Source organism: Pseudomonas sp. CBZ-4, assembly GCF_000346755.1.
Taxonomy (GTDB): Bacteria; Pseudomonadota; Gammaproteobacteria; order Pseudomonadales; family Pseudomonadaceae; genus Aquipseudomonas.
This window is the reverse complement of the sequence record NZ_ANNV01000031.1, coordinates 57,752-81,845: the sequence shown is the minus strand read 5'-3', so window position 1 is coordinate 81,845 and position 24,094 is coordinate 57,752. Positions and strand designations below refer to the sequence as shown.

The window sequence follows — 24,094 nt, the reverse complement described above, 5'->3', positions numbered from 1 at the left end:
TAAACACGCGCGGCCACGCCGGCGCTGGAAAGGCCATATCATCCGTGAATATGCGCCATGACTCCAGCGCCAAAGCGTCGATCTACGCGTTAAACCGTAGATCGAGGCCTCTAATACGCGTTAAACCGGCGTTTCTACCAACAAAGCATCCACGCGCTGGAAGCCCCGAGGCAGTTTGTTACCACGCCGACCACGCTCGCCCTTGTAGTGCTCAAGGTCGTCAGGACGCAGCGACAACGTGCGCTTGCCGGCCTGCAGCACCAGGGTCGCGCCTTCCGGGATCACTGCGATGTCGGTCACGTACTCTTCGCGACTGGCCACGCGCTCGCCAGGAATGCCGATGATCTTGTTGCCCTTGCCCTTGCCCAGCTGCGGCAGGTCGCTGATCTTGAACACCAGCAAACGCCCTTCGGTGGTCACCGAGGCCAGCCAGTTGCTCTCGCGATCGTCCACCGGTCGCGGCAGGATCACCTTGGCGTTGTTCGGCAGGCTCAACAGCGCCTTGCCCGCCTTGTTCTTGGCCTGCAGGTCTTCACCCTTGACCACGAAACCGTAACCCGCGTCCGACGCAATCACGTACAGCGAATCGTCATCCGGCAGCAGCACACACTCGAAATTCGCCCCCGGTGGCGGCGTCAGGCGCCCGGTCAGCGGCTCGCCCTGGCCCCGTGCAGACGGCAAGGTGTGGGCCGGCACCGAATAACTGCGCCCGGTTGAGTCGATAAACACCGCGAACTGGTTGGAACGCCCGGCCGCAGCGGTCTTGAAGCCGTCGCCAGCCTTGTACGACAGGCCAGTGGCGTCAATATCATGCCCCTTGGCCGAACGAACCCAACCCTTTTCCGACAGAACGACGGTAATTTTCTCGTTTGGCAGCAGCTCGGTTTCGGTCAGCGCTTTCGCTTCAGCACGCTGCACGATTGGCGAGCGGCGCTCGTCGCCGTAGGTTTCGGCGTCCTTGATCAGCTCGGTGCGCACCAGCTTTTTCAGCTTGGCTTCGCTGCCCAGCAGGGCTTGCAGCTTGGCTTGTTCCTTGAGCAGCGCGTCTTGTTCGTCGCGCAACTTCATTTCTTCCAGTCGCGCCAATTGACGCAAGCGGGTGTCGAGGATGTAGTCGGCCTGGATCTCGCTCAGCTGGAACTCGGCGATCAGCTCTGCCTTGGGATGCTCGGCAGTACGGATGATGTGGATCACCCGATCCAGGTTGAGGTAGGCAATCAGCAAGCCGTCCAACAGGTGCAAGCGGCGCTCGACCTTGTCCAGACGGAATTGCAGGCGGCGACGCACGGTCTGCACGCGGAACTCCAGCCACTCCACCAGCAGGTTGCGCAGGTTTTTCAGCTGCGGCTTGCCGTCCAGGCCGATGATGTTGACGTTGACCCGGTAGCTCGACTCGAGGTCGGTGCTGGCAAACAGATGCTGCATCAGCACTTCGTGGTCGACCCGGCTGTTGGTCGGGATGATCACGATGCGGCACGGGTTTTCGTGGTCGGATTCGTCACGCAGGTCGGCCACTTGCGGCAATTTCGATGGCTTGGCCTGCATCAGGGCGGCGATCTGTTCCAGCACCTTGGCGCCAGACACCTGGTGCGGCAGCGCGGTGACGATAATGTCGCCGTCTTCGATGTGGTACACGGCACGCATGCGCACCGAGCCCTTGCCGGTTTCGTACATCTTCAGCAGGTCGGCGCGCGGCGTGATGATTTCCGCTTCGGTCGGGTAGTCCGGGCCCTGGATATGCTCGCAGAGCTGTTCGACCGTGGCCTTGGGCTCATCGAGCAAGCGCACGCACGCTGTGGCCACTTCACGCAGGTTATGCGGCGGCACGTCGGTGGCCATGCCCACGGCGATGCCGGTGGTGCCGTTAAGGAGGATATTCGGCAAACGTGCCGGCAACACCAGCGGTTCGTCGAGCGTGCCGTCGAAGTTCGGGCCCCAATCGGCGGTGCCCTGCCCCAGCTCGCTCAGTAGCACTTCCGAGTAACGCGACAGGCGCGCCTCGGTGTAACGCATGGCAGCGAAGGACTTCGGATCATCCGGCGCACCCCAGTTGCCCTGGCCGTCCACCAGCGTGTAGCGGTAGCTGAACGGCTGGGCCATCAGCACCATGGCTTCGTAGCAGGCGGAGTCGCCGTGGGGGTGGAACTTGCCGAGCACGTCGCCGACGGTACGCGCCGACTTCTTGTGCTTGGAATCAGCGTCCAGGCCCAACTCACTCATGGCGTAGATGATGCGCCGTTGCACGGGCTTCAGGCCGTCGCCGATATGCGGCAAGGCACGGTCCATGATCACGTACATGGAGTAGTTGAGGTAGGCACTTTCGGTGAAGTCAGCCAGCGACCGGCGTTCTACGCCATCTAAGCTGTCTGCGAGGATGTCACTCATGCGGGCCTCATCATTGGGTAAGGCGCGGCGGAAATGCCGCGGCGCCGGGTCAATTCAAAAAATTCAGGGTTCATGGCTGGGCACTCCAGCCACCGGCCGGGGCGGCGAAACGATAGACCACCGGGCGTTTTTCACCATCGGCGCGGGGGCCGAAATTGTTGTCGATGCCCAACCAGGCGCCGTCCGCGTCCACCACCAGGGCTTCAGCCAGGCCATAGGCCTGAGGATAGCGCCGCTCAGGCGTCAGGGTCTCGTCGGCAAACGACCAGCACAGCTCGACCTTGGCCGTGACCGCATCGCGCCGGCAGATCTGGAACGCATTGCGCTCCAGGGTAAACAGCTTGCCGTTGAACAGGGCCAGGTCGGCAAAGTCCTTGGACACGGCCTTGGCATTGGTGAACTTGACCGGCTGCACTTCCTGGCCGGCTTCGCTCAGCAATACACAGGGGCCATCGCAATCCCAAACGCTTTGCCCGCGCTTGATCGAGATTAGGCCGCGCCTTTCGCGCTCGGCTGCCAGCCAAATCTGATTGCCCTCGGGATTGATCGCCAGCCCCTCAAACAACGCATTGAAGTGCAGCAACATGCCACTGGCCCGCGCTTCACGCACCATGCCCGGGGCGATCTTCAACCACTCGGGCACGCCGTTCACCGGCACTTGCAGCACCGCCGCATGGGCTTCACTGACGATGTAGCGGTTACCCGCGGCATCGCAGCTGATGCCTTCAAAATCCAGGTCGCCACCACGAATGAACGACGCGGCCTTGGTGCGCGAACGCAACCCCCAGGGCAAGCCGGACTCCGGCACCGGCGGCACGTCGATTTTCACCGTTTCGGCCTGCCAGGTCGGCGTGCTGATATCCAGGCGATAGATCTGGTCGTCGTCGCGGTCGGAAACCGTCCACAGCTCCTTGCCACACAAGGCCAGGCCCGACAGATTGCCGCCGCGCATGCCGTCCACCGCGTGTTCGGAGACGAGTTTCAGTTCAGCCACGGGCGCGGCAACTACCGAAGTAGCCACCAACCCGCTCCACATCAGGATCGCCAGGGCGAAACCTGTGCGCATCAGCCCAGCACCTCGGCAAGGTTGCCTTTGGATTCCAGCCAGGACTTGCGGTCCGGTGCGCGTTTTTTCGCCAGCAGCATGTCCATCATTTCCGACGTGGCGGCGTAGTCTTCCAGGGTCAACTGCACCAGGCGACGGGTGTTCGGGTCCATGGTGGTTTCGCGCAGTTGCGGCGGGTTCATTTCACCCAGGCCTTTGAATCGCGTGACCTGTGGCTTGCCGCGTTTCTTCTCGGCCACCAGGCGGTCGAGGATGCCATCGCGCTCGGCTTCGTCGAGGGCGTAGAAAATCTCCTTGCCCAGGTCGATGCGGTACAGCGGCGGCATGGCGACGTAGACGTGACCGGCATCCACCAACGGGCGGAAGTGCTGGACGAACAGCGCACACAGCAAGGTGGCGATGTGCAGGCCGTCGGAGTCGGCGTCGGCGAGGATGCAGATCTTGCCGTAGCGCAGCTGGCTCATGTCCGCCGCGCCCGGATCGACGCCGATGGCCACGGCGATGTTATGCACTTCCTGGCTGGCCAGGACTTCGCTGCCATCGACTTCCCAGGTGTTGAGGATCTTGCCGCGCAACGGCAGGATCGCCTGGAACTCCTTATCCCGCGCTTGCTTGGCGGAACCGCCGGCGGAATCACCTTCCACCAGGAACAGTTCGGAGCGCATCGGGTCTTGCCCGGCGCAATCGGCCAGCTTGCCCGGCAGTGCCGGGCCTGCGGTGATGCGCTTGCGCTCGACTTTCTTGCTGGCCTTCAAGCGACGGCCGGCGTTGTTGATCGCCAGCTCCGCCAGGGCCAGGCCCAGTTCCGGGTGTTCGTTGAGCCACAGGCTGAACGCGTCCTTGACCACGCCGGAGACAAACGCCGCCGCCTCGCGGGACGACAGGCGCTCTTTGGTCTGGCCGGAGAATTGCGGCTCCTGCATTTTCATCGACAGCACGAACGCAATGCGCTCCCACACGTCTTCCGGCGCCAGCTTCACGCCGCGCGGCAGCAGGCTGCGGTATTCGCAGAATTCGCGCATGGCATCCAGCAGGCCCTGGCGCAAGCCGTTGACGTGGGTGCCGCCCTGGGCCGTGGGGATCAGGTTGACGTAGCTTTCCTGCACGCTGTCGCCGCCTTCGGGCAGCCACAACAGCGCCCAGTCGACGGCTTCCTTGTTACCCGCCAGGCTGCCGCAGAACGGCTCGTTGGGCAGGCGTTCGAAGTCGCTGACGGAGTCTTCCAGGTAAGAGCGCAGGCCGTCTTCGTAGTGCCACTCGACCTTCTCGCCGGTGCCTTTGTCTTCAAAGGTGACGAGCAGGCCCGGGCACAGCACAGCCTTGGCCTTGAGCACGTGCTTGAGGCGGCTGATGGAGAATTTCGGCGAATCGAAGTATTTCGGGTCCGGCGCGAAGTACACGCTGGTCCCGGTGTTGCGCTTGCCAACGGTGCCGATCACGGCCAGGTCGGTGGCTTTGTAGCCATCGGCGAAGGTCATCTCGTATTCGTTGCCGTCGCGCTTGACCCTGACCCGCACCAGCGTGGACAGGGCGTTGACCACGGAAATCCCCACGCCGTGCAAGCCACCGGAGAACTGGTAGTTCTTGTTGGAGAACTTGCCGCCGGCGTGCAGCTTGGTGAGGATCAGCTCGACGCCCGGTACGCCCTCTTCCGGGTGGATGTCCACCGGCATGCCGCGGCCGTCGTCGGACACTTCCAGGGAGTGGTCAGCGTGAAGAATGACATGCACCGACTTGGCGTGGCCGGCCAGGGCTTCGTCGACGCTGTTGTCGATGACTTCCTGGGCAAGGTGGTTCGGCCGGCTGGTGTCGGTGTACATGCCGGGGCGTTTGCGCACCGGGTCGAGGCCCGAGAGGACTTCGATGGCGTCGGCGTTATAAGAGCTAGCGCTGGGAGTGGCCATGGGGTCTCGTCGTGAGTCGTTCGATTAAAAAGTGACCTGCGATTTTTACAGTGACGAAAAATCGAAGGATTGATACTGATCTGCGCCAATGCCGGCAAAACTGAGCAGGGCCGGCAATTGCCCGGCGAAGCCTTGGTAACCATGGTCGCCACCGGCCTGGATGCGCAAGGCACAGGCCCGGTAGTACTGCTGGGCGAGGCGATAATCCAGGGTTTCATCGCCGGTTTGCAACCACACCTGATACCGCCCGGCGTCCTGGGGCGCCGCCACTTCCAGCTCGGCCAGGGCCGTGACGTGGTCGTGGGTCAATTCCCAGGTTTCATCGGTGTAGAGGTTCTTCTGGGTGCCCAGGTAACCGTCGAACATCCGATGGGGGCTGACCGCCGGGTTGACCAGCAGCGCCTTGAGGCCATGGCGTTCGGCAAGATGGGTTGCATAGTAGCCGCCGAGTGAGCTGCCGACCAGCAGCGGGCGCCCCAGTTCAGCGATAGCCGCTTCCAGTTGAGGAATCGCCTGACGCGGGTGGTGATGCAGGGCCGGCACGCGCAACTGGTCGGCCAGGCCGAGGGCGTCCATCACGGTGATCAACTGGCTGGCCTTGTTGGATGCCGGCGCACTGTTGAAACCGTGGATATACAGGATCGAAGCGGACATGCCAGGCTCTCCATGACTTGGGCCAAAGAGGCGCAGTTTACAGGGATCGGGGTGGTATCTACAGGATATAGGCGAACCAATGTGGGAGCTGGCTTGCCTGCGATGCAGGCGACTCGGTACATCAGGCATACCGAGGTGATGCTATCGCAGGCAAGCCAGCTCCCACAGATTGCTCAGTGTTTGCAGCTCTTAGTAGCCGTTGCTGCCGTAATCCACGGCAAAGGCAAAGTCTGTAACCCGCTCCACACCCGTCTCCAACCGCCCGTCGGCATGCAAGCGCAACCAGCGATACCCCGGCGCCTGCTCGCTGACCTTGAAATCCTCGCTGCCCGGCGCGAACTGGATGCAGGTGGACGGCGAGGCCAACAGCCGCACGCCGTTGCGTTCGCGGTCGATTTCCTGGTGCACATGCCCCCAGAGCACCGCCTTGACCTGCGGGAAGCGATCCAGCACGGCAAACAACGCGTCGGGATTGCGCAGGCCGATGGGCTCCATCCACGCACAGCCGATGGACACCGGATGATGGTGGAAGCACACCAGGTGATGGCGGCCCGGCGCTTCGCTCAGGGCCTGGGCGAGCAATTGCAGTTGCTGGTCTTGCAGGTAACCCGGCACCGAGCCCGGCACGGCGGAATCCAGCAGGGTGACGCGCCAGTTGCCGATATCGACCACCGGCTCCAGCAAATCACTGCGCACGGCGGCGAGGGCCATGACCTGGGGTTCGTCGTGATTGCCGGGAATCCAGCGCGCCGGGGCGTCGATCTGCCGGGTCATGTCGCGAAATAGCTGGTAGGACTCAAGCGTGCCGTCCTGGGACAAGTCCCCCGTGGCCAGCATCAAGTCGATCCGCGGCTGCTGCACGCGCACCAGCTCGATCACCCGTTGCAGGCTTTCACGGGTGTTCATGCCCAGCAGCGTGCCGTCGGCCTCGGCAAACAGGTGGCTGTCGGACAGTTGCACCAGCAACGCGGGTGCATCGGGGTTCACGGTGGTTACGCTCGGCAAGGCGCTCTCCCAGGGCAATCACAGGAATGGACGAATAGCGCGATTATGCTGGGGCAGGACACAAAGAGGAAACCCAGGGAAGCAGACGCAGTTCACATCTACCGCACCGCTTCGAACTCATGGCCCAGGGCCAGGCAGTGACTCAACCATTCACCGAGGAACACATTGAGCTGTGCTTTCTCATCGGGCTGGTGCATGAACACATTCGGGTAAGGATAGATGCTGCGAAAGCGCCGCGCATGTTCGGCGCTGATCACTTCGGCCATGCGCGCGTCGTGGTACACCTGCACTTCCAGTTGCGGCACCGGCAGCCACGGCAGGCTGTGTTCCTGGCGCACGCGCAGGGTGGTGGTGTACGGGCAGTTGACGATGACTTCCAGGGTCAGCACGCCGAGCATCTGATCGCCATGGGTCACACCGATGCGCCGCGCCGCCGGGGCGTGGCGCATATCGGGGAGCAGGCGCATCAGCCGCGCATAGTTGGCCTCGCAGGCTGCTTGCAGCCCGATCAGGTCAACCCGGTAACGTTCCCGTGCCTTTACTGCCATAACCCCCTCACTCCCGCGCGATTAAGCGCAAGCCATTGCAGGGCGATAATGCTGGCTGCGTTGGAAATCCTGCCGTCGCGCACCGCTTGCAGGGCATCTTCGAAGGCCCAGGTGGTGACGCGGATATCTTCGGCCTCTTCTTCCAATCCATGGACGCCACCTACCCCGGTGCTGTCGCAACGACCCAGGTACAAGTGGACAAATTCGGTGCTGCCGCCGGGCGACGGGAAATACTTGGTGATCGGCCACAAGGCGGAGAAGGTCAGCCCAGCTTCCTCCTCGGCCTCACGGTGTGCAACCTCCTCCGGTTGCTCGTCCTTGTCGATCAGGCCGGCGACCATTTCGATCAGCCAGGGGTTGTCGGTACGGCCCATGGCGCCGACGCGGAACTGCTCGTTCAAGACCACTTCGTCGCGCTGTGGGTCGTAGGGCAAGACACACACGGCATCATGACGAACGAAGACTTCGCGATTGATCACCCGGCTCATGCCGCCGTCGAATTTCTCGTGGCGCAGTTGCAGGCGATCAAGCTGATAGAAGCCCTTGAAAGCTGTGTCGTGCTGAACAATTTCGATTTTGCTCGGCGCCGATTTCGCAATGTCCGTCATACCCTTCCTCGTTAAGCCTGTGCAATTCGCGCCATCCTAACGCGCCCGCAACGGTTGGTGCAGCCCCTTTCCGGTTGCCGGGATAGACGGCGAACGTCAAAATCACTCTAATCAGCTTAGTGGCGAACTGACTGCCCTGCCGGTAGTCGAAGCTGCACCATTTCGCTCTTATCGTTAGACGAAGGACCTCCATGTCGCTTTTAAAAATCGCCTCCGTGGCCTGCATCGCCCTGACCCTGGGTGCCTGCCAAAGCCTGTTTCAACCAAGCTGGCGCACGCCGCTGGAAGCCACCCGCGAGGCCACCGAGCAAAGCAAGCCGGGTTGCGCCAGCGCCGACTGCCCGCTGGTGAACATCGACACCGTGCACTTCGCCAAGGAGCCCAAGCTGGATGCCTTGATCGAACAGCGCCTGCTGGAAATGACCCAGGCCGACCCGCTGCCCACCAGCCTGGCGACCTACAGCGAACAATTCCTGCGCAGCGCCGCGCCACGCAACAGCATGTATTTGCAGGCCAAGGTACGTGAGCAGCATGACGGCTTGGTGATCATCGAGCTGTCCAGCTACCTCGACCAGGGCGCCACCCACGGCGAGCCGGGCCGTGCGTTCATCAACTATTCGCGCCAGCAGCAAAAAGCCCTGTCGTTGACCGACATGCTGCTGCCCGGCAAGGAAGACGCCTTCTGGAAAGCCGCCCAGGTCGCCCACAACAGCTGGCTGATCAGCACCCGCCTGAGCCTGGAGCCGGAGTTCGTGAAGACCTACCCCTTCCAGAAAACCCCGAACGTGGCGCTGACCTACGGTGGCGTGATCCTCAAGTACCCCACCACCACCATCGCGCCGTACGCCCTCGGCCATGTCGAGTTGCAGATTCCCTACTCGCGCCTGGAAGGCATCCTCAAGCCTGAACTGGTGCCCGCGCGCCGCTGAAGGCGCGACCGAGGATGAGCTGCAACAGCCCTGCCAGCACCAGCGCCGGCAGGGTCGCGCCGACATCCGGATACAGATTGGCCAGCAAGTGGTAGGTACCGATGCCGCCCAGCCAGGCCACCAACGCCGGCCAACGCAGCGCGGCGACCACACCCTGGCCACGGCGGCGCAGGATGAAGTGATCCACCAGCACCACGCCAAACAGTGGCGCAAACACCGAACCGATCAGCAGCAGGAAATTCTGGTACTGGGCCAACGGCGCAAAACAGGCGATCAGTGTACAGACCACGCCAATCGCCAGGGCCAGGTGCTCGACCTTCAAGCGCAATAGCATGCCGCTGGACACCGCCGCCGAGTGGATATCGGCAAAGGCGTTTTCCGACTCATCCAGCAGGATCAGCAACAGCGGAATCCCCAGGCCGGCACCGGCCAAGGCCAACAGCAGCGCATTCACTTCACCGCTGGGCGCAAACGCCAGGGTGTAGGCCACGCCCAGGCTCATCAGCCAGAAATTACCGATAAAGAACCCCAAGGCAGTACCGCCGAACACGCTCTTGGCGCGCTTGCCGAACCGTGAGTAATCGGCGATCAGCGGCAGCCACGACAGCGGCATGGCGATGGCAATGTCGAAACCCACCGCAAACGGCAGCGAACCGTCACCGGCCTGGGCCCAGAGCGCGGCGAGGTCGGCCTTGGCGAACAGGTTCCAGGTCAGCCACAGGCACGCGGCGAGCAGCAGCCAGATGCCCCATTTGCGCAGGATCTGGCGCACGAAGGTCAGCGGGCCACTGACGGCCAGCAAGGTCGCCAAACCACCGAAAAACAGCGTCCACAGCAACGGGCTAGCCAGCAGGCTGCCGTCGCTGAACGCCCGCGCACCCAACAGGCTGGCGGCGTCGCGCATCACAATGATTTCGAACGAGCCCCAGCCGATCAGCTGCAACAGGTTGAGCAGCGCCGGCAGGCTCGCGCCTTTGGCACCGAGGCTGAGTTTCAGCGCGGCCATGGCGGACAGGCCGGTGTCACTGCCGATCACGCCGACGGCGGCCAGCAGCAACACGCCGACCAGGGTGCCGAGGAAGATTGCCAGCAACGAACCGGACAGGCCCAGGCCGGGCGCGAGCAAGGCGCCGGTTTGCAGGACCATCAGGCCGATGCCGAGGGAAAACCACAGGGAGAACAGGTCGCGGGCGCCGAAGACGCGTTTGTCGCTCGGCACTGCGGTATCAGGGGAGTAGGTACTCGGTTGAATGCTCAAGGGTGTTATCTCTGAGGGGCATTTTTTGTTTGGGAGATTGCTATCGCGGGCAAGCCCGCTCCCACACTTGAATGTATTCACAATTCAAAATGTGGGAGCGGGCTTGCCCGCGATGGCGGCGGCACAGTCACCGCCGCCCTTGGGTCAGACCTTCTTGTACAGCTGGCTACCTTCCTGCTTGAACCGCTCCGCCTGCTCCGCCAAGCCCTTGGCCACATCCACATCCACCGCGTCGATGCGCTGGTTGGCCGCGTACTCGCGCACTTCCTGGGTGATCTTCATCGAGCAGAACTTCGGCCCGCACATCGAGCAGAAATGCGCGACCTTGGCCGAATCCTTCGGCAGCGTTTCATCGTGGTACGAACGCGCGGTGTCCGGGTCCAGGCCCAGGTTGAACTGGTCTTCCCAACGGAATTCGAAGCGCGCCTTGCTCAAGGCGTTGTCGCGGATCTGCGCGCCCGGATGCCCTTTGGCCAAGTCCGCCGCATGGGCCGCGATCTTGTAGGTGATGATCCCGGTTTTGACGTCATCCTTGTTCGGCAAACCCAAGTGTTCCTTGGGCGTCACGTAGCACAGCATCGCGCAGCCGAACCAGCCGATCATCGCTGCACCGATACCGGAGGTGATGTGGTCGTAGCCCGGCGCAATGTCGGTGGTCAGCGGGCCGAGGGTGTAGAACGGCGCTTCGTCGCAGCACTCCAGCTGCTTGTCCATGTTCTCCTTGATCAGCTGCATCGGCACGTGGCCCGGGCCTTCGATCATGGTTTGCACGTCGTGCTTCCAGGCGGTCTTGGTCAGCTCGCCGAGGGTTTCCAGCTCGCCGAATTGCGCGGCGTCGTTGGCATCGGCAATCGAGCCCGGGCGCAGGCCGTCGCCGAGGGAGAAGCTGACGTCATAGGCCTTCATGATTTCGCAGATTTCGTCGAAATGCGTGTAGGTGAAGTTCTCTTTGTGATGCGCCAGGCACCACTTGGCCATGATCGAGCCGCCACGGGACACGATGCCGGTGACGCGCTTGGCGGTCAGCGGCACGTAGCGCAGCAATACACCGGCGTGGATGGTGAAGTAGTCGACGCCCTGCTCGGCCTGCTCCACCAATGTGTCGCGGAACAGTTCCCAGGTCAGGTCTTCGGCGGCGCCGCCGACTTTTTCCAGGGCCTGGTAGATCGGCACCGTACCGATCGGCACCGGCGAGTTGCGGATGATCCACTCGCGGGTTTCGTGGATGTGCTTGCCGGTGGACAGGTCCATCACGGTGTCCGAACCCCAGCGAATGCCCCAGGTCAGTTTCGCCACTTCTTCTTCGATGGACGAACCCAGCGCGCTGTTGCCGATGTTGCCGTTGATCTTCACCAGGAAGTTACGGCCAATGATCATCGGTTCCAGTTCGGTGTGGTTGATGTTGGCCGGGATGATCGCGCGGCCACGGGCGATTTCTTCGCGCACGAATTCCGGGGTGATGATCTTCGGCACGCTGGCGCCAAAGCTGTGGCCGGCGTGTTGCTGATCCAGCAAGCCGCTGGCGCGGGCTTCTTCGAGCTTCATGTTTTCGCGGATGGCGACGTATTCCATCTCGGCGGTGATGATGCCTTTGCGCGCGTAGTGCATCTGCGTGACGTTGGCGCCGGCCTTGGCGCGGCGTGGGTTCTTCACATGGGCGAAACGCAGCGCGGTCAGTTCGGCATCGCTGAGGCGCTGTTGGCCGAAGTGCGAGCTGAGGCCCGAGAGGCGCTCGGTGTCGTCACGCACCTCGATCCACGGCGAGCGCACATCGGCCAGGCCTTTGCGCACGTCGATGATCACGTTGGGGTCGGTGTAGGGGCCGGAGGTGTCATAGACCACCACGGGCGCGTTGATTTCACCGCCGAAATCGGTGGGGGTCACGTCCAGGCTGATCTCGCGCATCGGCACGCGGATGTCCGGGCGAGTGCCCTGTACGTAGACTTTTTGCGAGCGGGTAAAGGGCTGCACGGAGCCGGAGTCGACCTTGGCCGATTCACTCAAATGCACGGTGTTTTTTAGTTTTGTCGTCATCACGGGCTCTCCAACTATCTATCCAGGCGGTGGATTTTTGTCGGAGCGAACCTGTGACGGATGGACGCACTGAAACCAGTGCTGTGCTTGGCGCACGAGGGCTGTTCGATGGTCGAACAGCATCCCGGACGAAGCACAAGAGGACTCGCCGGGGGACGAGAAATCTTGTTCCCTACGCAGGCGCTAACCTGATCAGGTTCAACGGGATCCGGTATTTACCGATCTCAGCCTTCCAACAAGGCACCCCGACAAGAACGCGGCCAGTCTAGACCATGGCGTGGGCAAATTGCCAATGGCGGTGCATTCAGCGTGATGAATGGCGCAATTGCAGGATTGTTGTGCAGTGATCGCGCCACTACACTCGGGGACTGCCTCAAGGCTTGACGCCAGGATTGGCCAGCCTTAGCCTTGGGCGCTAAATTATCGCCGTAATATTCAATCTAGGGAACGCCTCATGCTGCGCAAACTCTCACTGGCTCTTGCCGTGTCTTGTGCGACCAATGGAATGGTTTGGGCAGCAGAAGCGCCCTTGTCCGCCAACACTGACTTGGTCAGCGTCTACCAGGAAGCGGTGAACAACAACGCCGACCTGGCCGCCGCCCGCGCCCAATACGGCGCACAAAAGGAAGTCGTACCCCAGGCCCGCGCCGGCTTGCTGCCGAACCTGTCGGCCGGTGCCGACAGCAACAACGTGCGCACCCAGCTCGCACAGCCCGCCGGCACCGCCAATCGCGACGCGCATTCCTGGCGCGCGACCCTGAGCCAGCCGCTGTTCCGCGCCGACCGCTGGTTCCAGCTGCAAGCCGCCGAAGCCGTCAACGAGCAGGCCGCCCTGCAACTGTCGGCCACCGAACAGAACCTGATCCTGCAAAGCGCCGAAAACTACTTCGCCGTGCTGCGTGCCCAGGACAACCTGGCCTCCACCAAGGCCGAAGAAAATGCCTTCAAGCGCCAGTTGGACCAATCCAACGAACGCTTCGACGTCGGCCTGTCGGACAAGACCGACGTGCTGCAATCCCAGGCCAGCTACGACACCGCCCGCGCCAACCGCATCCTCGCCCAGCGCCAGGTGGAAGACGCGTTCGAAGCGCTGATCACCCTGACCAATCGCCAGTACAACTCGATCCAGGGCATCGTCCACAGCCTGCCAGTGCTGCCGCCGCTGCCGAACGACGCCAAGTCCTGGGTCGACACCGCCGGCCGCCAGAACCTCAACCTGCTGGCCAGCAACTTCGCCGTCACCGCTGCCGAAGAAACCCTCAAGCAACGCAAGGCCGGCCACGCGCCGACCCTCGACGCCGTGGCGCAGTACGAACGAGGCGACAACGACGCCCTCGGCTTCAGCAACCCGAATGCCTTTGGCACGCCGTATCGTGGCGATGTGGAACAACGCACCGTCGGCCTGCGCCTGAACATCCCGCTGTACAGCGGCGGCCTGACCAGCTCGCAAGTGCGCGAATCCTACTCACGCCTGGACCAGACCGAGCAGCAACGCGAAGGCCTGCGCCGCCAGGTCGTGGAAAACACGCGCAACCTGCACCGCGCGGTGAACACCGACGTGGAACAGGTGCAGGCACGCCGCCAGTCGATCATCTCCAACCAGAGCGCGGTGGAAGCTACGGAAATCGGCTATCAGGTCGGTACGCGCAATATCGTCGATGTGCTGGATTCACAGCGCCAGCTGTATTCGTCGGTGCGCAACTACAACAACAGCCGGTATGACTACATCCTCGACAACCTGCGCTTGAAGCAGGCGGCGGGGACGTTGAACCCGGGGGATTTGCAGGAGTTGGCGCGGTATCTGAAGGCGGACTACAACCCGGATCGGGATTTCCTGCCGCCGGATCTGGCCAAGGCTGCGGCTGAGCAGCTAAAGGCCCGTCCAAGTTACTAAGCACACCGCATAACCCATGTGGGAGCTGGCTTGCCTGCGATGCAGGCGCCTCGGTACATCAGACCTACCGAGGTGTTGCTATCGCAGGCAAGCCAGCTCCCACATTTGACCTCTGTTGTCAGTGGGTGATGAGTTTGCTCAAGCCATCCAGCAAACGCTTCAATGCGCCCTGATTAGCCTGCATCACCTTCAACCCCGCCTGCCCCATCCTGCGCGCGTCCTGCGGCAGTTCGAACAACTGGCGCACGGCCTCGGCCAATCCCTCAGCATCGTCCACCTGTCGCAACGCCCCGGCATCCCGCATCATCGCGGTGATTTCGAGGAAGTTGAACACGTGCGGCCCCATGATCACCGGTTTTGCCAACGCCGCCGGCTCCAGCGGATTGTGCCCACCGGTCGCTACCAGGCTGCCGCCGACAAAGGCACTGTCGGCCAAGGCATACAGAAACAGCAATTCGCCCATGGTGTCGCCGAGCAACACCGAGGTTTGCGCGGTAACCGGCTCGCCCGTGGAGCGACGTACCGCAGCGAAGCCTTGCTGCCCACACAGCTCGAACATCGGTCCGAAACGCTCCTGATGGCGCGGCACCAGAATCAGCAGCGCATTGGGATAGCTATCGAGCAATTGCCGATGAGCCGCCAGCACCACTTCATCTTCACCTTCATGGGTGCTGGCAGCGATCCACACCGGGCGCTCCGTGGCGCCCCATTGCTCGCGCAACGCAGCGGCGCGCCTTGGCAGTTCGGGGTCGATGGTCAGGTCGAACTTGATCGAGCCGGTGACGTCGACGGTTTCAGCACGCGCTCCCAGGCTGCGGAAACGCTCGGCTTCAGTCTCGGTCTGCACCGCGAGCAGGCTCATCTCAGCCAGCATCGGCGCCGTCAGCTTGGCGAAGCGCGCGTAGCCCTTGGCCGAGCGTGCCGACAACCGCCCATTGGCCAGCGCCACGGGAATACCGCGCTGGGCGCAGGCGTGGATATGGTTGGGCCACAGTTCGGTCTCCATGATCACCGCCAGTTTCGGCTGCACGCGATCAAGAAAACGCCTGGCCGCGCACGGCAAGTCATAGGGCAGGTAGCAGTGCTGGACGCGCGGCTCATTGGCGAACAACGCCTGGATCCGCTCGGAACCGGTGGGCGTCATGCAGGTGACGGTGATCGGCAGCGTCGGATAACGCTCCAGCAGCCCGCGCACCATCGGCGCGGCGGCGATGCTCTCGCCCACCGACACCGCGTGCACCCAGATCCCGCCCGGCTGCAACACCGGCAAGCCATACGAGAAGCGCTCGCTGACCCGCTTGGCATAGGCCGGCGCCTTGCGCGCGCGCAGCCACAGACGTAAAGCCACCAACGGCAGCGCCAGGTAAAACAGACAGCTATAGAGAGTTCTATTCATGGCGGCGGAGTTTATCGGCTTTTTCAGTCAATCGCGCGTAGGCACTCGGCAAAACGTTCGGCCAGAAAACGCGCGGCCGGGCCGAGGGGCTCGTCGCGCCGCCACACCAGTTCCACCACCAGCGCCGGCGGGGTCCATTCGCTGTCCAATTCGACCATCTGGTTCTGATAGGTCGGGTACTGCACCACATGCCGGGGCAACCAGGCCCAGCCGAGGCCACGGGTCAGCCATTCGGCCAGCACGTAGAAGCTGTCAGCGCGCCACACCTGCGGGCTGGCGGCTTCGCTGCCGGGGTAGACGCTGGTCTGGGTCGACATCAGCAGCTGGCGATACTGCGCCAGGCCCTGGCAATCCACGGTTTTTTGCCGCGCCAGCGGATGATTGCGCCCGCACACGGTGACCATCTCCACACTGCCGACCACCCGCCGCTCCAACGCTTCGGGGATTTGATCGTGATAGAACAACATGCCCAGGTCGGCCTTGCGCTCCACCAGCTTGCGTGCGACATCGCCTTGGGCGGCGCTGGAAATCTGCACTTCCAGATTGGGAAATTGCCCGGCCAGGGCATCCAGGCTGTCGAGCACCGGCTGATACAACATCGCCTCATCCTGGGCCAGGCGCAGGCAGGCCTCTTCGCCGCGCATCAGCGACAGCGCGCGGCCGTTGAGGCGCTCGCACTGGCGCAACACTTCCCGGGCCTCTTCCAGCAACACCGTGCCGGCTTCGGTCAGGCGTGGCTGGCGGCCGCTGCTACGCTCGAACAGGCTCACGCCCAAGTCGGCTTCCAGCAGCGCAATGCCATTGCTCACCGCCGACTGCGCCTTGCGCTGCCCCCGCGCCACCGCCGAAAACGAACGCTGCTCGGCAACGCTGACAAACAGGCGCATCTGGTCCAGGTTCCATTGCACGCTCATGGCTTAACCCATCTCTGATTCGGATAGGTAATGACTTTACCCCATCTGATAAAGCCCTAAAATGCCGACCTTATCAAAAGCGCTTCACACCGAGGATTACCCCATGAACCCTGCCTACTACTACTTGGCCATCGCCATCTGCTCGGAAGTGATCGCCACCGTTTCCATGAAAGCCATCAAGGGCTGGAGCACGCCGATTCCCCTGGCGCTGGTGATCGTCGGCTACGGCGTCGCCTTCTGGATGCTGACCCTGGTGGTGCGCACCGTGCCGGTGGGCGTGGCCTACGCGGTGTGGGCGGGGATGGGCATTGTGATGGTGAGCATCGCCGCACTGTTTATCTACGGGCAGAAACTCGACCTGCCGGCGATGCTCGGCATGGGCCTGATTGTGCTGGGCGTGGTGGTGATCCAGCTGTTCTCGAAAACCGCCGGGCACTGACTGCCACGCAACAGCCTGTATACTGCGCCTCTTGTCTTGAACACTGAGGTCGCCCATGCCATCCGTTATTTCCACCGACGTTCTGATTGTCGGCGCCGGGGTTGCCGGCCTCTGGCTGAATGCGCGCCTGCGCCGCCAGGGGTTTTCCACGGTGTTGGTGGAAAGCGCCACCCTGGGTGGCGGGCAAAGCGTGAAGTCCCAGGGGATCATTCACGGCGGTGCGAAGTACGCCCTGCACGGCGCCCTCACCGGCGCCTCCGAAGCCATCGCCGACATGCCGCGTCGCTGGCGCGAAGCCTTGGCGGGCAACGGCGAGCTGGACCTGACGGGCGTGCGCCTGTTGTCCGAAGCCCATTACCTGTGGTCCCCCGGCACCCTCGCCGGCAACCTCACCAGCTTCTTCGCCAGCAAGGCCGTGCGCGGGCGTGTCGATCAGGTCAAGGGCGACGACCTGCCGCCGGCCCTGCAAGATCGCCGCTTCAAGGGCAAGGTCTATCGCCTGGCCGAGTTGGTGGTGGACGTGCCAAGCCTGATCGAACGCCTCGCGCAATTGGCCGGCGACGGCCTGCTCGCCGCGCAGCACATCGCCCCGCTGCTGGAAGGCAACAAGCTGGTGGGCTTGACGGTCGATGGCCGCGCGATCCACGCCCAACGCATCGTATTGAGCGCTGGTGGCGGCACGGCAGACTTGCTGACCGCCCTGGGCTTGAGCAAACCGGCGATGCAAAAACGCCCGCTGCACATGATCATCGCCAAAGGCCCCGGCCTGAAGCCGCTGTACGCCCATTGCCTGGGCGGCGGCACCAAGCCGCGCATCACCGTCACCACGCACCCGGCCGCCGATGGCAACTGGGTGTGGTACATGGGCGGCGATATTGCCGAGGCCGATGGCGTGGCGCGCACGCCGCAAGAGCAGATCGCCACTGCCCAGCAAGAGCTGGCGCAGTTGCTGCCGTGGATCGACATGAGCCAGACCCAATGGGCCACGCTGCGCGTCGACCGCGCCGAGCCCCTGCAAACCGGCCTGAGCCGCCCCGACAACGCCTTTGTCTTTGAGGACGGTCGCCTGCTGGTCGGCTGGCCAACCAAGCTGGCCTTGGCGCCGGATTTCGCCGATCGCGTGATCAACGCCCTCGAACGCGACGGCATTCGCCCAAGCGCAAGCGAACCCTTGCCCGAATTGCCCAAACCCGCCATCGGCGTACCCGCCTGGGAGCAACTGCTGCCATGAGCCTGCCAACCCTGCACGATTTGCATCGCCCATTGGGCAGCACCGGCCTGCTGGTCTCGCCGCTGGGCCTGGGCACCGTCAAGCTGGGCCGTGACCAAGGGGTGAAGTACCCCAATGGCTTCCAGATCCCCGATGACGACGCCGCGCGCATGCTGCTGCGCCAGGCCCGCGAGCTGGGGATCAACCTGATCGACACCGCGCCGGCCTATGGCATGAGCGAGGAGCGCCTCGGCCCGCTGCTGCGCGGCCAGCGCCAGGACTGGGTGATTGTCAGCAAGGTCGGCGAAGAATTCGACAATGGTGTGTCCCGCCACGACTTCAGCGCCGCCCACACGCGCCAGTCGATCGAGCGCAGCTTGAAACGACTGGAAACGGATTTTATCGACCTGGTGCTGGTGCATTCCGACGGCAACGACCTGCACATCCTCAACGAGTGCGAGGTCTACCAGACCCTGGCCGAGTTGAAACAGGAAGGCAAGATTCGCGGTTTCGGCTTTTCCGGCAAAACCGTCGAAGGCGGCGTGAAGGCTCTGGAACGGGGTGATTGCGCGATGGTCACCTACAATTTGAACGAACAGGCCGAGAAAGCCGTCATTGAGTATGCGGCGGCCCATGGCAAGGGCATCCTCGTGAAGAAGGCCCTGGCCAGTGGCCACGTTTGCCTCGAACCTGGAATGGATCCAATACACGCCAGTTTCATCTTGTTGTTTGCGCAAACCGGCGTTGCCAGTGCTATTGTCGGGACCATCAATCCGCTGCACCTGGCCCATAACGTGGCGACCGCTGCCCGGGTCATCCGTCAACTCTGATGCCGCCGACGCGGCCGACCCCGTCGCAAGAAGGAGCCGACATGCCGCGCACGCTCATTAGAAAAAACCCCAGCAACTTCAAGACACTGCCGCTGCACGTCGAAGCCACCCCCGAAGGCCTGAACTACCAGAGCGTCGGCATGCCGCTCAACTTTGCCCAGACCCTGCAACGGCGCAAACCGGTGGAGGTGGCCGACCCCGAGCGTTTCGTGCTGGAACTGGCGAATCTCGGCGTGTCGGTGCGCCTGACCCTGCATTGGCAGAACAAGGATTACTGGGTGCTGGTGCGCCAGCGCCGCCAGGACCGTGGCGACGTGGTGCTCAAGCTGATCTCCGGCTACGTGCCGGCCCACGAGCTGAACCTGCCGCTGCACACCGCGATCCAGGAAATTGCCGAAGAGTGCCTGCTGGAGACGCCCGAAGGCTGGCTTGGCGGGCGCTTCAACGACACCTGGCTGCCGGCGCCCTACTCCGCCGCGCTGCATTACCGCGAAGCCCTGCCGTTTCGCCTCAGCCCGCTGTCCGGTGCCGCGCGCCCGGTGCGCTGCGCCACCACCCAGTTGATCGAACGCCCACGGGCCTATGTGCACCTGCCCACCGCATCGCTGCAACTGATCTATGACTTGCGCCTGGAAGTGCCGAAGGAAGCCAAGTCCCTGAGCCTGTTCCATGTGGACGAACGCCTGGAAGGCGACCAGTTGGTGGCACGCCTCGACCGCCAGCGCCCGGACCTGTACCTGATGCCGTTGAAAGATGGGCAGCCATTGGCCGAGCTGTATACGGTGAAGAAAGATCAGCTGTACCCGGCCAGTACGCGCGGGTTGTACCTGGCGGAAAGCTTCGCCCAGCAGGAAGGCTGGCTGGTGCGTGAAGAGCGGATTCGCTGGAAGGACTGGCTGCGCCAGCAGGGCTTGGCGGAGCCGGAGAAAGAGTCGAAGTTGAAGCGCCTGGCACAGCGGGTGCTGCGCAAGATAACGCCGAAGAAGAAAGCCAAGGCCTAAGGCAACGCTACTGTGAGACTGGCTTATGTGGGAGCTGGCTTGCCTGCGATGCAGGCGACTCGGTCTTCAGCTAGATCGAGGTGATGCCATCGCAGGCAAGCCAGCTCCCACACAAACCCGCTCCCACATTTGTGATTGCGTCAGCCTTTGAGCAAGCGTTCCAGGCCGACTCTCAGCGGGGTCGGTACGGGAAGCTTGAAGCTCGCCAACAACCGCTGATTATTCGCCCGCGAGTGGCGAATATCCCCAGAACGCGCCGGGCCGTAAGTCACCACTGGCAACTTGCCGACGATCTCTTCCAGCGCCTGCAACACCTGCTTGAGCGTCGTGGTGCGATTCCAGCCCACATTGATCGCGCCCAACGGTGCGTCCGGCGCTTCAATGGCTTGCACCAGCACGTCGACCAGGTCTTCCACGTACATGAAGTCACGGGTCTGCTCGCCATCGCCAAACACGGCAATCGGCACGCCCTGCTGCACGCGCTCGCTGAAGATGCTGATTACCCCGGAGTACGGCGAGGACGGATCCTGGCGCGGGCCGAAGATATTGAAGAAGCGGAAAATCACCGGCTCCAGGCCATGCTGGCGGCGGTAGAAATCAAAGTAGTGTTCGCCGGCCAGCTTGTCGGACGCATACGGTGTCAACGGCGCCTTGGTGGTCTCTTCGTCAATCGAAGCGCCCTCGCCGTTGTTGCCGTACACCGCCGCGCTGGAGGCGAAGACCACGCGTTTCACGCCCGCCTTGCGCATCGCTTCGCACACATTCAGGGTGCCGACAAAATTGCTCTGGTGCGTGCTGACCGGATCATCCACCGACGCCTGCACCGACGCCACCGCCGCCAGATGAACCACCGCCACCGTGCCGACCGCGGCACGCGCCACCAGCTCGGCGTCGGCCACGTCGCCTTCCAGCAGTTCGACGCGCGGGTTGTCCAGCGCCAGGTTGCTGCGCTTGCCGGTGGACAGGTTGTCCAGCACGCGCACGCCGTAACCCTTGGCCAGCAATGCATCGACCAGGTGCGAGCCGATAAAGCCCGCACCGCCGGTAATCAGGACACACTTACTCATTGTTGCGGATCTTCTCGACAATGGCCGTGGTCGAGCTGTTTTCAACCAACCCCAACACTTTGACGGTGCCGCCGTAGGCGCTGACGATGTCGGCACCGACCACCTGGTCGACGGAGTAGTCGCCGCCCTTGACCAGCACGTCGGGCTTGACCTGGGCCAGCAGGTTTTCCGGGGTGCCTTCGGCAAAGCTGATCACCCAGTCCACTGCGCCCAGGCCAGCCAGCACGGCCATGCGCCGGTCAACGCTGTTGATCGGGCGGCCAGGGCCTTTCAGGCGGCTGACCGAGGCGTCGTCGTTGACCGCCACGATCAGGCGATCGCCTTGGGCGCGCGCCTGTTCCAGATAGGTCACGTGGCCGGCATGCAGGATGTCGAAGCAGCCGTTGGTGAACACAATGCTTTCGTTGTGGGCACGGGCATCGTCAATGGCCAGCAGCAATTGCTCGATCCCCAGCACGCCGCGCTCCGAACCTTCGGAACGCTGGATCGCGCGGCGCAATTCCGGCGCGCTGATGGCGGCGGTGCCCAACTTGCCCACCACGATGCCCGCTGCCAGGTTGGCCAGGGCCACGGCGTGGGGCAGTTCTTCGCCGGCCGCAATCGAGGCGGCCAGGGTGGAAATCACCGTGTCACCGGCGCCGGTGACGTCGAACACTTCACGGGCACGGGCCGGCAGGTGCATCGCCGGATGATCCGGGCGCAACAGGGTCATGCCATGCTCGCCACGGGTCACCAGCAAGGCGCCGAGGTCGAGGTCGGCCATCAGCGCCGCGCCTTTGCTCACCAGCTCGTGTTCATCGGCACAACCGCCGACGATGGCTTCGAACTCGCTGAGGTTCGGCGTGATCAGGCTGGCGCCGCGATAAATCGAGAAGTCCTTGCCCTTGGGGTCGGCCAGCACCGGAATGCCCTTGGCCTTGGCGGCCTGGATCAGCGCCTGGTGGTTCTTCAACGCGCCTTTGCCGTAGTCGGACAACACCAGCACCTTGATACCTTCGAGCAACTCATCGACCTGACCGCTGAGGGCCAGGGCATCGGTGGCGAAGGGTTCTTCAAAATCGATCCGCAGCAATTGCTGGTGACGACTCATGACCCGCAGCTTGACGATGGTCGGCTGATGGGCGATGCGCTGGAACAGCGCGCGCACGCCGGCACCGCGCAGGCTGTTGGCCAGGCTGTCGGCGGCTTCGTCGTCACCGGTCACGCCGACCAGGGAGGCCGGGGCGCCGAGGGCGGCAATATTGAGGGCAACGTTGGCAGCGCCGCCTGGGCGGTCTTCGATTTGCTCGACCTTGACTACCGGTACCGGCGCCTCAGGGGAAATCCGTGAGGTACCACCATGCCAGTAACGGTCGAGCATGACATCGCCGACCACCAAGACAGGGGCTTGATCGAATCGCGGCATGGACAACTTCATGGAGCAACCCACATACAAAATGAACAGGGGCGCGATATTAGCACAGGGTGAGCGCCGCCTTGTCCGAGAGCTTTATCTGTAAGACATCCGGCCGCGCAACTGCTCACTTTTTAAACAAAACCGCCAGGATGTGCGCCACGGCTTCCGCCAATTCGACCTCATCGGTGTTGATTTCGCAGTCGGCCTGCCGAGGGGCTTCATAGGGGCTGTCGAGCCCGGTGAAGTCCTTGATGCGCCCATCCAGCGCCGCCCGGTACAGGCCCTTGGGATCGCGGCGCACACAGATCGCCAGCGGCGTGCTGACATACACCTCGAAAAACTGCCCCGGCCCGAACAGCGCCCGCGCCGTCTCGCGGTCGGCGCTGAACGGCGAGATCGCCGACACGATCACAATCAGCCCCGCATCCACCATCAGCCGCGCCACTTCGCCAATGCGCCGGATGTTTTCCTTGCGCGCCACCGCGCCCATGCCCAGGTCGCTGCACAGCCCGGCGCGGACGTTGTCGCCATCGAGCACAAAGGTATGCCGGCCCTGCTCATTGAGCTGCACTTCCAGCGCATTGGCCAGGGTCGACTTGCCCGAACCGGACAACCCCGTCAGCCACAGGCAACAAGGTTGCTGGTGCTTGAGCGCGGCGCGGGCGGCCACGGTCAGCGACAGGGCAAAGGGGCGCACGTCGGCGATGGCGCTGGACAGCGACGAATTATTCATAACCCAGGACCTCGTAATCGCGCTGATAGGCGCGCCTCACCAAACGGCGCGTGCGCGAGGAACAAAAGTCCCTGACCGGCTCGCTGCGGCGCTCAAGGGAAACATTGAGATGGGGCAGCGCGGCATTCAGCCCGAGGTGTTCGCACACGCTGCGAAAATCCCGCTGCAAGTGCTCCTGACGCCCCAGAAAATCCATGGACATGCGCCCCAGGTGATCCACCAGAAAGTCGGTCTGCGGGGCAAAGTGCAGTTGCCGGCGCAGGTTGTCCGGGTGCAGCCAGCCGGCAACGAAGTGGTCAAAGTCGCGATAACCACAGACCAGCGCCTGGGCTTCCCGATCCCGGCTACCCATGCTGTTGCCGCGCAAATAGGTGTACGCCGAGTAGGCACGCTCCAGCGGGTCGCGCACGAAAGCGAACTTGAAGCTGTCGGCGCAATGCCCGGGGAATTGCTGCTCATACCAGTGGTACGGCAAATGCCCCGGCCAGCGCCCATCCAGCAGGACCGAACAGACACTGCTACCCGCGCACTTGGGCACATGAATGAACACACAGGCATGTTTGACAAAAGCGGGCGGAAGGACGGTCAGTGCCGACATGGATTTGTTGACCGCCTGCCGATCCACCACCGACAAACGCCCCAGCAAAAAAGCCCGCTGCTGTTTGGGCAGCAGTTTCCAGAACAGACGTTGCAACATTCCATTACCCACGCAAGAAGGTTAGCCCTCTCGTTCGTCATTCGAATCGAGAAGGCCAACATAACAAACGACAGGCGGTGAATTATTTGGCTTTGGTCAAGCGTGTATGGGGCCTGATACAAAAAA

The 24,094-nt window shown here is 63.1% G+C and carries 21 protein-coding genes and 1 riboswitch; of the genes, 6 read left to right on the top strand and 15 right to left on the bottom strand.

Annotation, left to right across the window (positions count from 1 at the left end; genetic code table 11):
* Positions 1-120 precede the first annotated feature (120 nt).
* The 7 genes from parC to B348_RS0104340 form a co-directional block, all read right to left on the bottom strand.
* Positions 121-2,385, bottom strand: coding sequence for a DNA topoisomerase IV subunit A (gene parC / locus B348_RS0104370; RefSeq protein WP_017734942.1), 2,265 nt, complete (start codon positions 2,383-2,385; stop codon positions 121-123).
* 70 nt (positions 2,386-2,455) lie between these two features.
* On the bottom strand, positions 2,456-3,451 hold the full coding sequence (locus tag B348_RS0104365) for an esterase-like activity of phytase family protein (RefSeq protein ID WP_017734941.1): 996 nt from the start codon (positions 3,449-3,451) through the stop codon (positions 2,456-2,458).
* Positions 3,451-5,355 (bottom strand): DNA topoisomerase IV subunit B, encoded by a 1,905-nt coding sequence (gene parE / locus B348_RS0104360; protein ID WP_017734940.1) that lies wholly within the window; start codon positions 5,353-5,355, stop codon positions 3,451-3,453. Before parE ends, B348_RS0104365 begins: the two co-directional genes overlap by 1 nt.
* Before the next feature lie 45 nt (positions 5,356-5,400).
* Positions 5,401-6,009 carry a YqiA/YcfP family alpha/beta fold hydrolase gene (locus tag B348_RS0104355; protein ID WP_017734939.1) on the bottom strand — a complete coding sequence of 203 codons (609 nt, stop codon included), beginning with the start codon at positions 6,007-6,009 and terminating at the stop codon, positions 5,401-5,403.
* A gap of 189 nt (positions 6,010-6,198) precedes the next feature.
* Entirely contained in the window at positions 6,199-7,014 is an 816-nt protein-coding gene (gene cpdA / locus B348_RS0104350) for a 3',5'-cyclic-AMP phosphodiesterase (protein ID WP_017734938.1), read from the bottom strand.
* A gap of 98 nt (positions 7,015-7,112) precedes the next feature.
* On the bottom strand, positions 7,113-7,562 hold the full coding sequence (locus tag B348_RS0104345; RefSeq protein WP_017734937.1) for a DUF1249 domain-containing protein: 450 nt from the start codon (positions 7,560-7,562) through the stop codon (positions 7,113-7,115).
* Positions 7,553-8,170 (bottom strand): NUDIX domain-containing protein, encoded by a 618-nt coding sequence (locus B348_RS0104340; protein ID WP_017734936.1) that lies wholly within the window; start codon positions 8,168-8,170, stop codon positions 7,553-7,555. Before B348_RS0104340 ends, B348_RS0104345 begins: the two co-directional genes overlap by 10 nt.
* 191 nt (positions 8,171-8,361) lie before the next feature.
* Here B348_RS0104340 and B348_RS0104335 point away from each other — a divergent pair, with 191 nt between their 5' ends.
* Positions 8,362-9,099, top strand: coding sequence for an RsiV family protein (locus B348_RS0104335; protein ID WP_017734935.1), 738 nt, complete (start codon positions 8,362-8,364; stop codon positions 9,097-9,099).
* Here the strand turns inward: B348_RS0104335 and cytX are convergent.
* Entirely contained in the window at positions 9,068-10,357 is a 1,290-nt protein-coding gene (gene cytX / locus B348_RS0104330) for a putative hydroxymethylpyrimidine transporter CytX (protein WP_026136552.1), read from the bottom strand. The genes B348_RS0104335 and cytX overlap by 32 nt on opposite strands.
* Before the next feature lie 144 nt (positions 10,358-10,501).
* Positions 10,502-12,391: a phosphomethylpyrimidine synthase ThiC gene (gene thiC / locus B348_RS0104325; protein ID WP_017734933.1), complete on the bottom strand. Its 1,890-nt coding sequence runs from the start codon at positions 12,389-12,391 to the stop codon at positions 10,502-10,504.
* A 152-nt stretch (positions 12,392-12,543) separates the two neighbouring features.
* Positions 12,544-12,649, bottom strand: a riboswitch (TPP riboswitch).
* Between the two features lie 196 nt (positions 12,650-12,845).
* Between thiC and B348_RS0104320 the strand changes: the two genes are divergently transcribed.
* Positions 12,846-14,285 carry a TolC family outer membrane protein gene (locus B348_RS0104320; protein ID WP_026136551.1) on the top strand — a complete coding sequence of 480 codons (1,440 nt, stop codon included), beginning with the start codon at positions 12,846-12,848 and terminating at the stop codon, positions 14,283-14,285.
* A 118-nt stretch (positions 14,286-14,403) separates the two neighbouring features.
* On the opposite strand, the gene waaA is transcribed toward B348_RS0104320, so the two are convergent.
* Both waaA and B348_RS0104310 read right to left on the bottom strand, forming a co-directional pair.
* A complete protein-coding gene (waaA, locus tag B348_RS0104315; protein WP_026136550.1) occupies positions 14,404-15,681 on the bottom strand; it encodes a lipid IV(A) 3-deoxy-D-manno-octulosonic acid transferase in 1,278 nt (425 codons plus the stop codon).
* A gap of 23 nt (positions 15,682-15,704) precedes the next feature.
* Positions 15,705-16,595 carry a LysR family transcriptional regulator gene (locus B348_RS0104310; protein WP_017734930.1) on the bottom strand — a complete coding sequence of 297 codons (891 nt, stop codon included), beginning with the start codon at positions 16,593-16,595 and terminating at the stop codon, positions 15,705-15,707.
* A gap of 103 nt (positions 16,596-16,698) precedes the next feature.
* Here B348_RS0104310 and B348_RS0104305 point away from each other — a divergent pair, with 103 nt between their 5' ends.
* From B348_RS0104305 to B348_RS0104290, 4 genes are read left to right on the top strand one after another with little or no spacing between them, the layout of a single operon-like run.
* Positions 16,699-17,034 (top strand): multidrug efflux SMR transporter, encoded by a 336-nt coding sequence (locus B348_RS0104305; RefSeq protein ID WP_017734929.1) that lies wholly within the window; start codon positions 16,699-16,701, stop codon positions 17,032-17,034.
* A gap of 55 nt (positions 17,035-17,089) precedes the next feature.
* Complete coding sequence (locus B348_RS0104300) at positions 17,090-18,265, top strand: FAD-binding oxidoreductase (protein WP_017734928.1); 1,176 nt, start codon at positions 17,090-17,092, stop codon at positions 18,263-18,265.
* A complete protein-coding gene (locus tag B348_RS0104295; protein ID WP_017734927.1) occupies positions 18,262-19,074 on the top strand; it encodes an aldo/keto reductase in 813 nt (270 codons plus the stop codon). Before B348_RS0104300 ends, B348_RS0104295 begins: the two co-directional genes overlap by 4 nt.
* Positions 19,075-19,115: 41 nt before the next feature.
* The gene (locus tag B348_RS0104290) at positions 19,116-20,075 is read left to right on the top strand and encodes a hypothetical protein (protein ID WP_017734926.1); all 960 of its coding nucleotides are present in this window, start codon (positions 19,116-19,118) and stop codon (positions 20,073-20,075) included.
* A 140-nt stretch (positions 20,076-20,215) separates the two neighbouring features.
* Here the strand turns inward: B348_RS0104290 and B348_RS0104285 are convergent, their stop codons facing one another.
* From B348_RS0104285 to B348_RS0104265, 4 genes are all read right to left on the bottom strand, one after another.
* Entirely contained in the window at positions 20,216-21,142 is a 927-nt protein-coding gene (locus B348_RS0104285) for an NAD-dependent epimerase/dehydratase family protein (protein ID WP_017734925.1), read from the bottom strand.
* A complete protein-coding gene (gene hldE, locus B348_RS0104280; protein WP_026136549.1) occupies positions 21,135-22,559 on the bottom strand; it encodes a bifunctional D-glycero-beta-D-manno-heptose-7-phosphate kinase/D-glycero-beta-D-manno-heptose 1-phosphate adenylyltransferase HldE in 1,425 nt (474 codons plus the stop codon). Before hldE ends, B348_RS0104285 begins: the two co-directional genes overlap by 8 nt.
* A gap of 103 nt (positions 22,560-22,662) precedes the next feature.
* On the bottom strand, positions 22,663-23,271 hold the full coding sequence (gene cysC / locus B348_RS0104270) for an adenylyl-sulfate kinase (protein ID WP_017734922.1): 609 nt from the start codon (positions 23,269-23,271) through the stop codon (positions 22,663-22,665).
* Positions 23,264-23,968: a sulfotransferase family 2 domain-containing protein gene (locus B348_RS0104265; RefSeq protein WP_017734921.1), complete on the bottom strand. Its 705-nt coding sequence runs from the start codon at positions 23,966-23,968 to the stop codon at positions 23,264-23,266. Before B348_RS0104265 ends, cysC begins: the two co-directional genes overlap by 8 nt.
* Positions 23,969-24,094 lie beyond the last annotated feature (126 nt).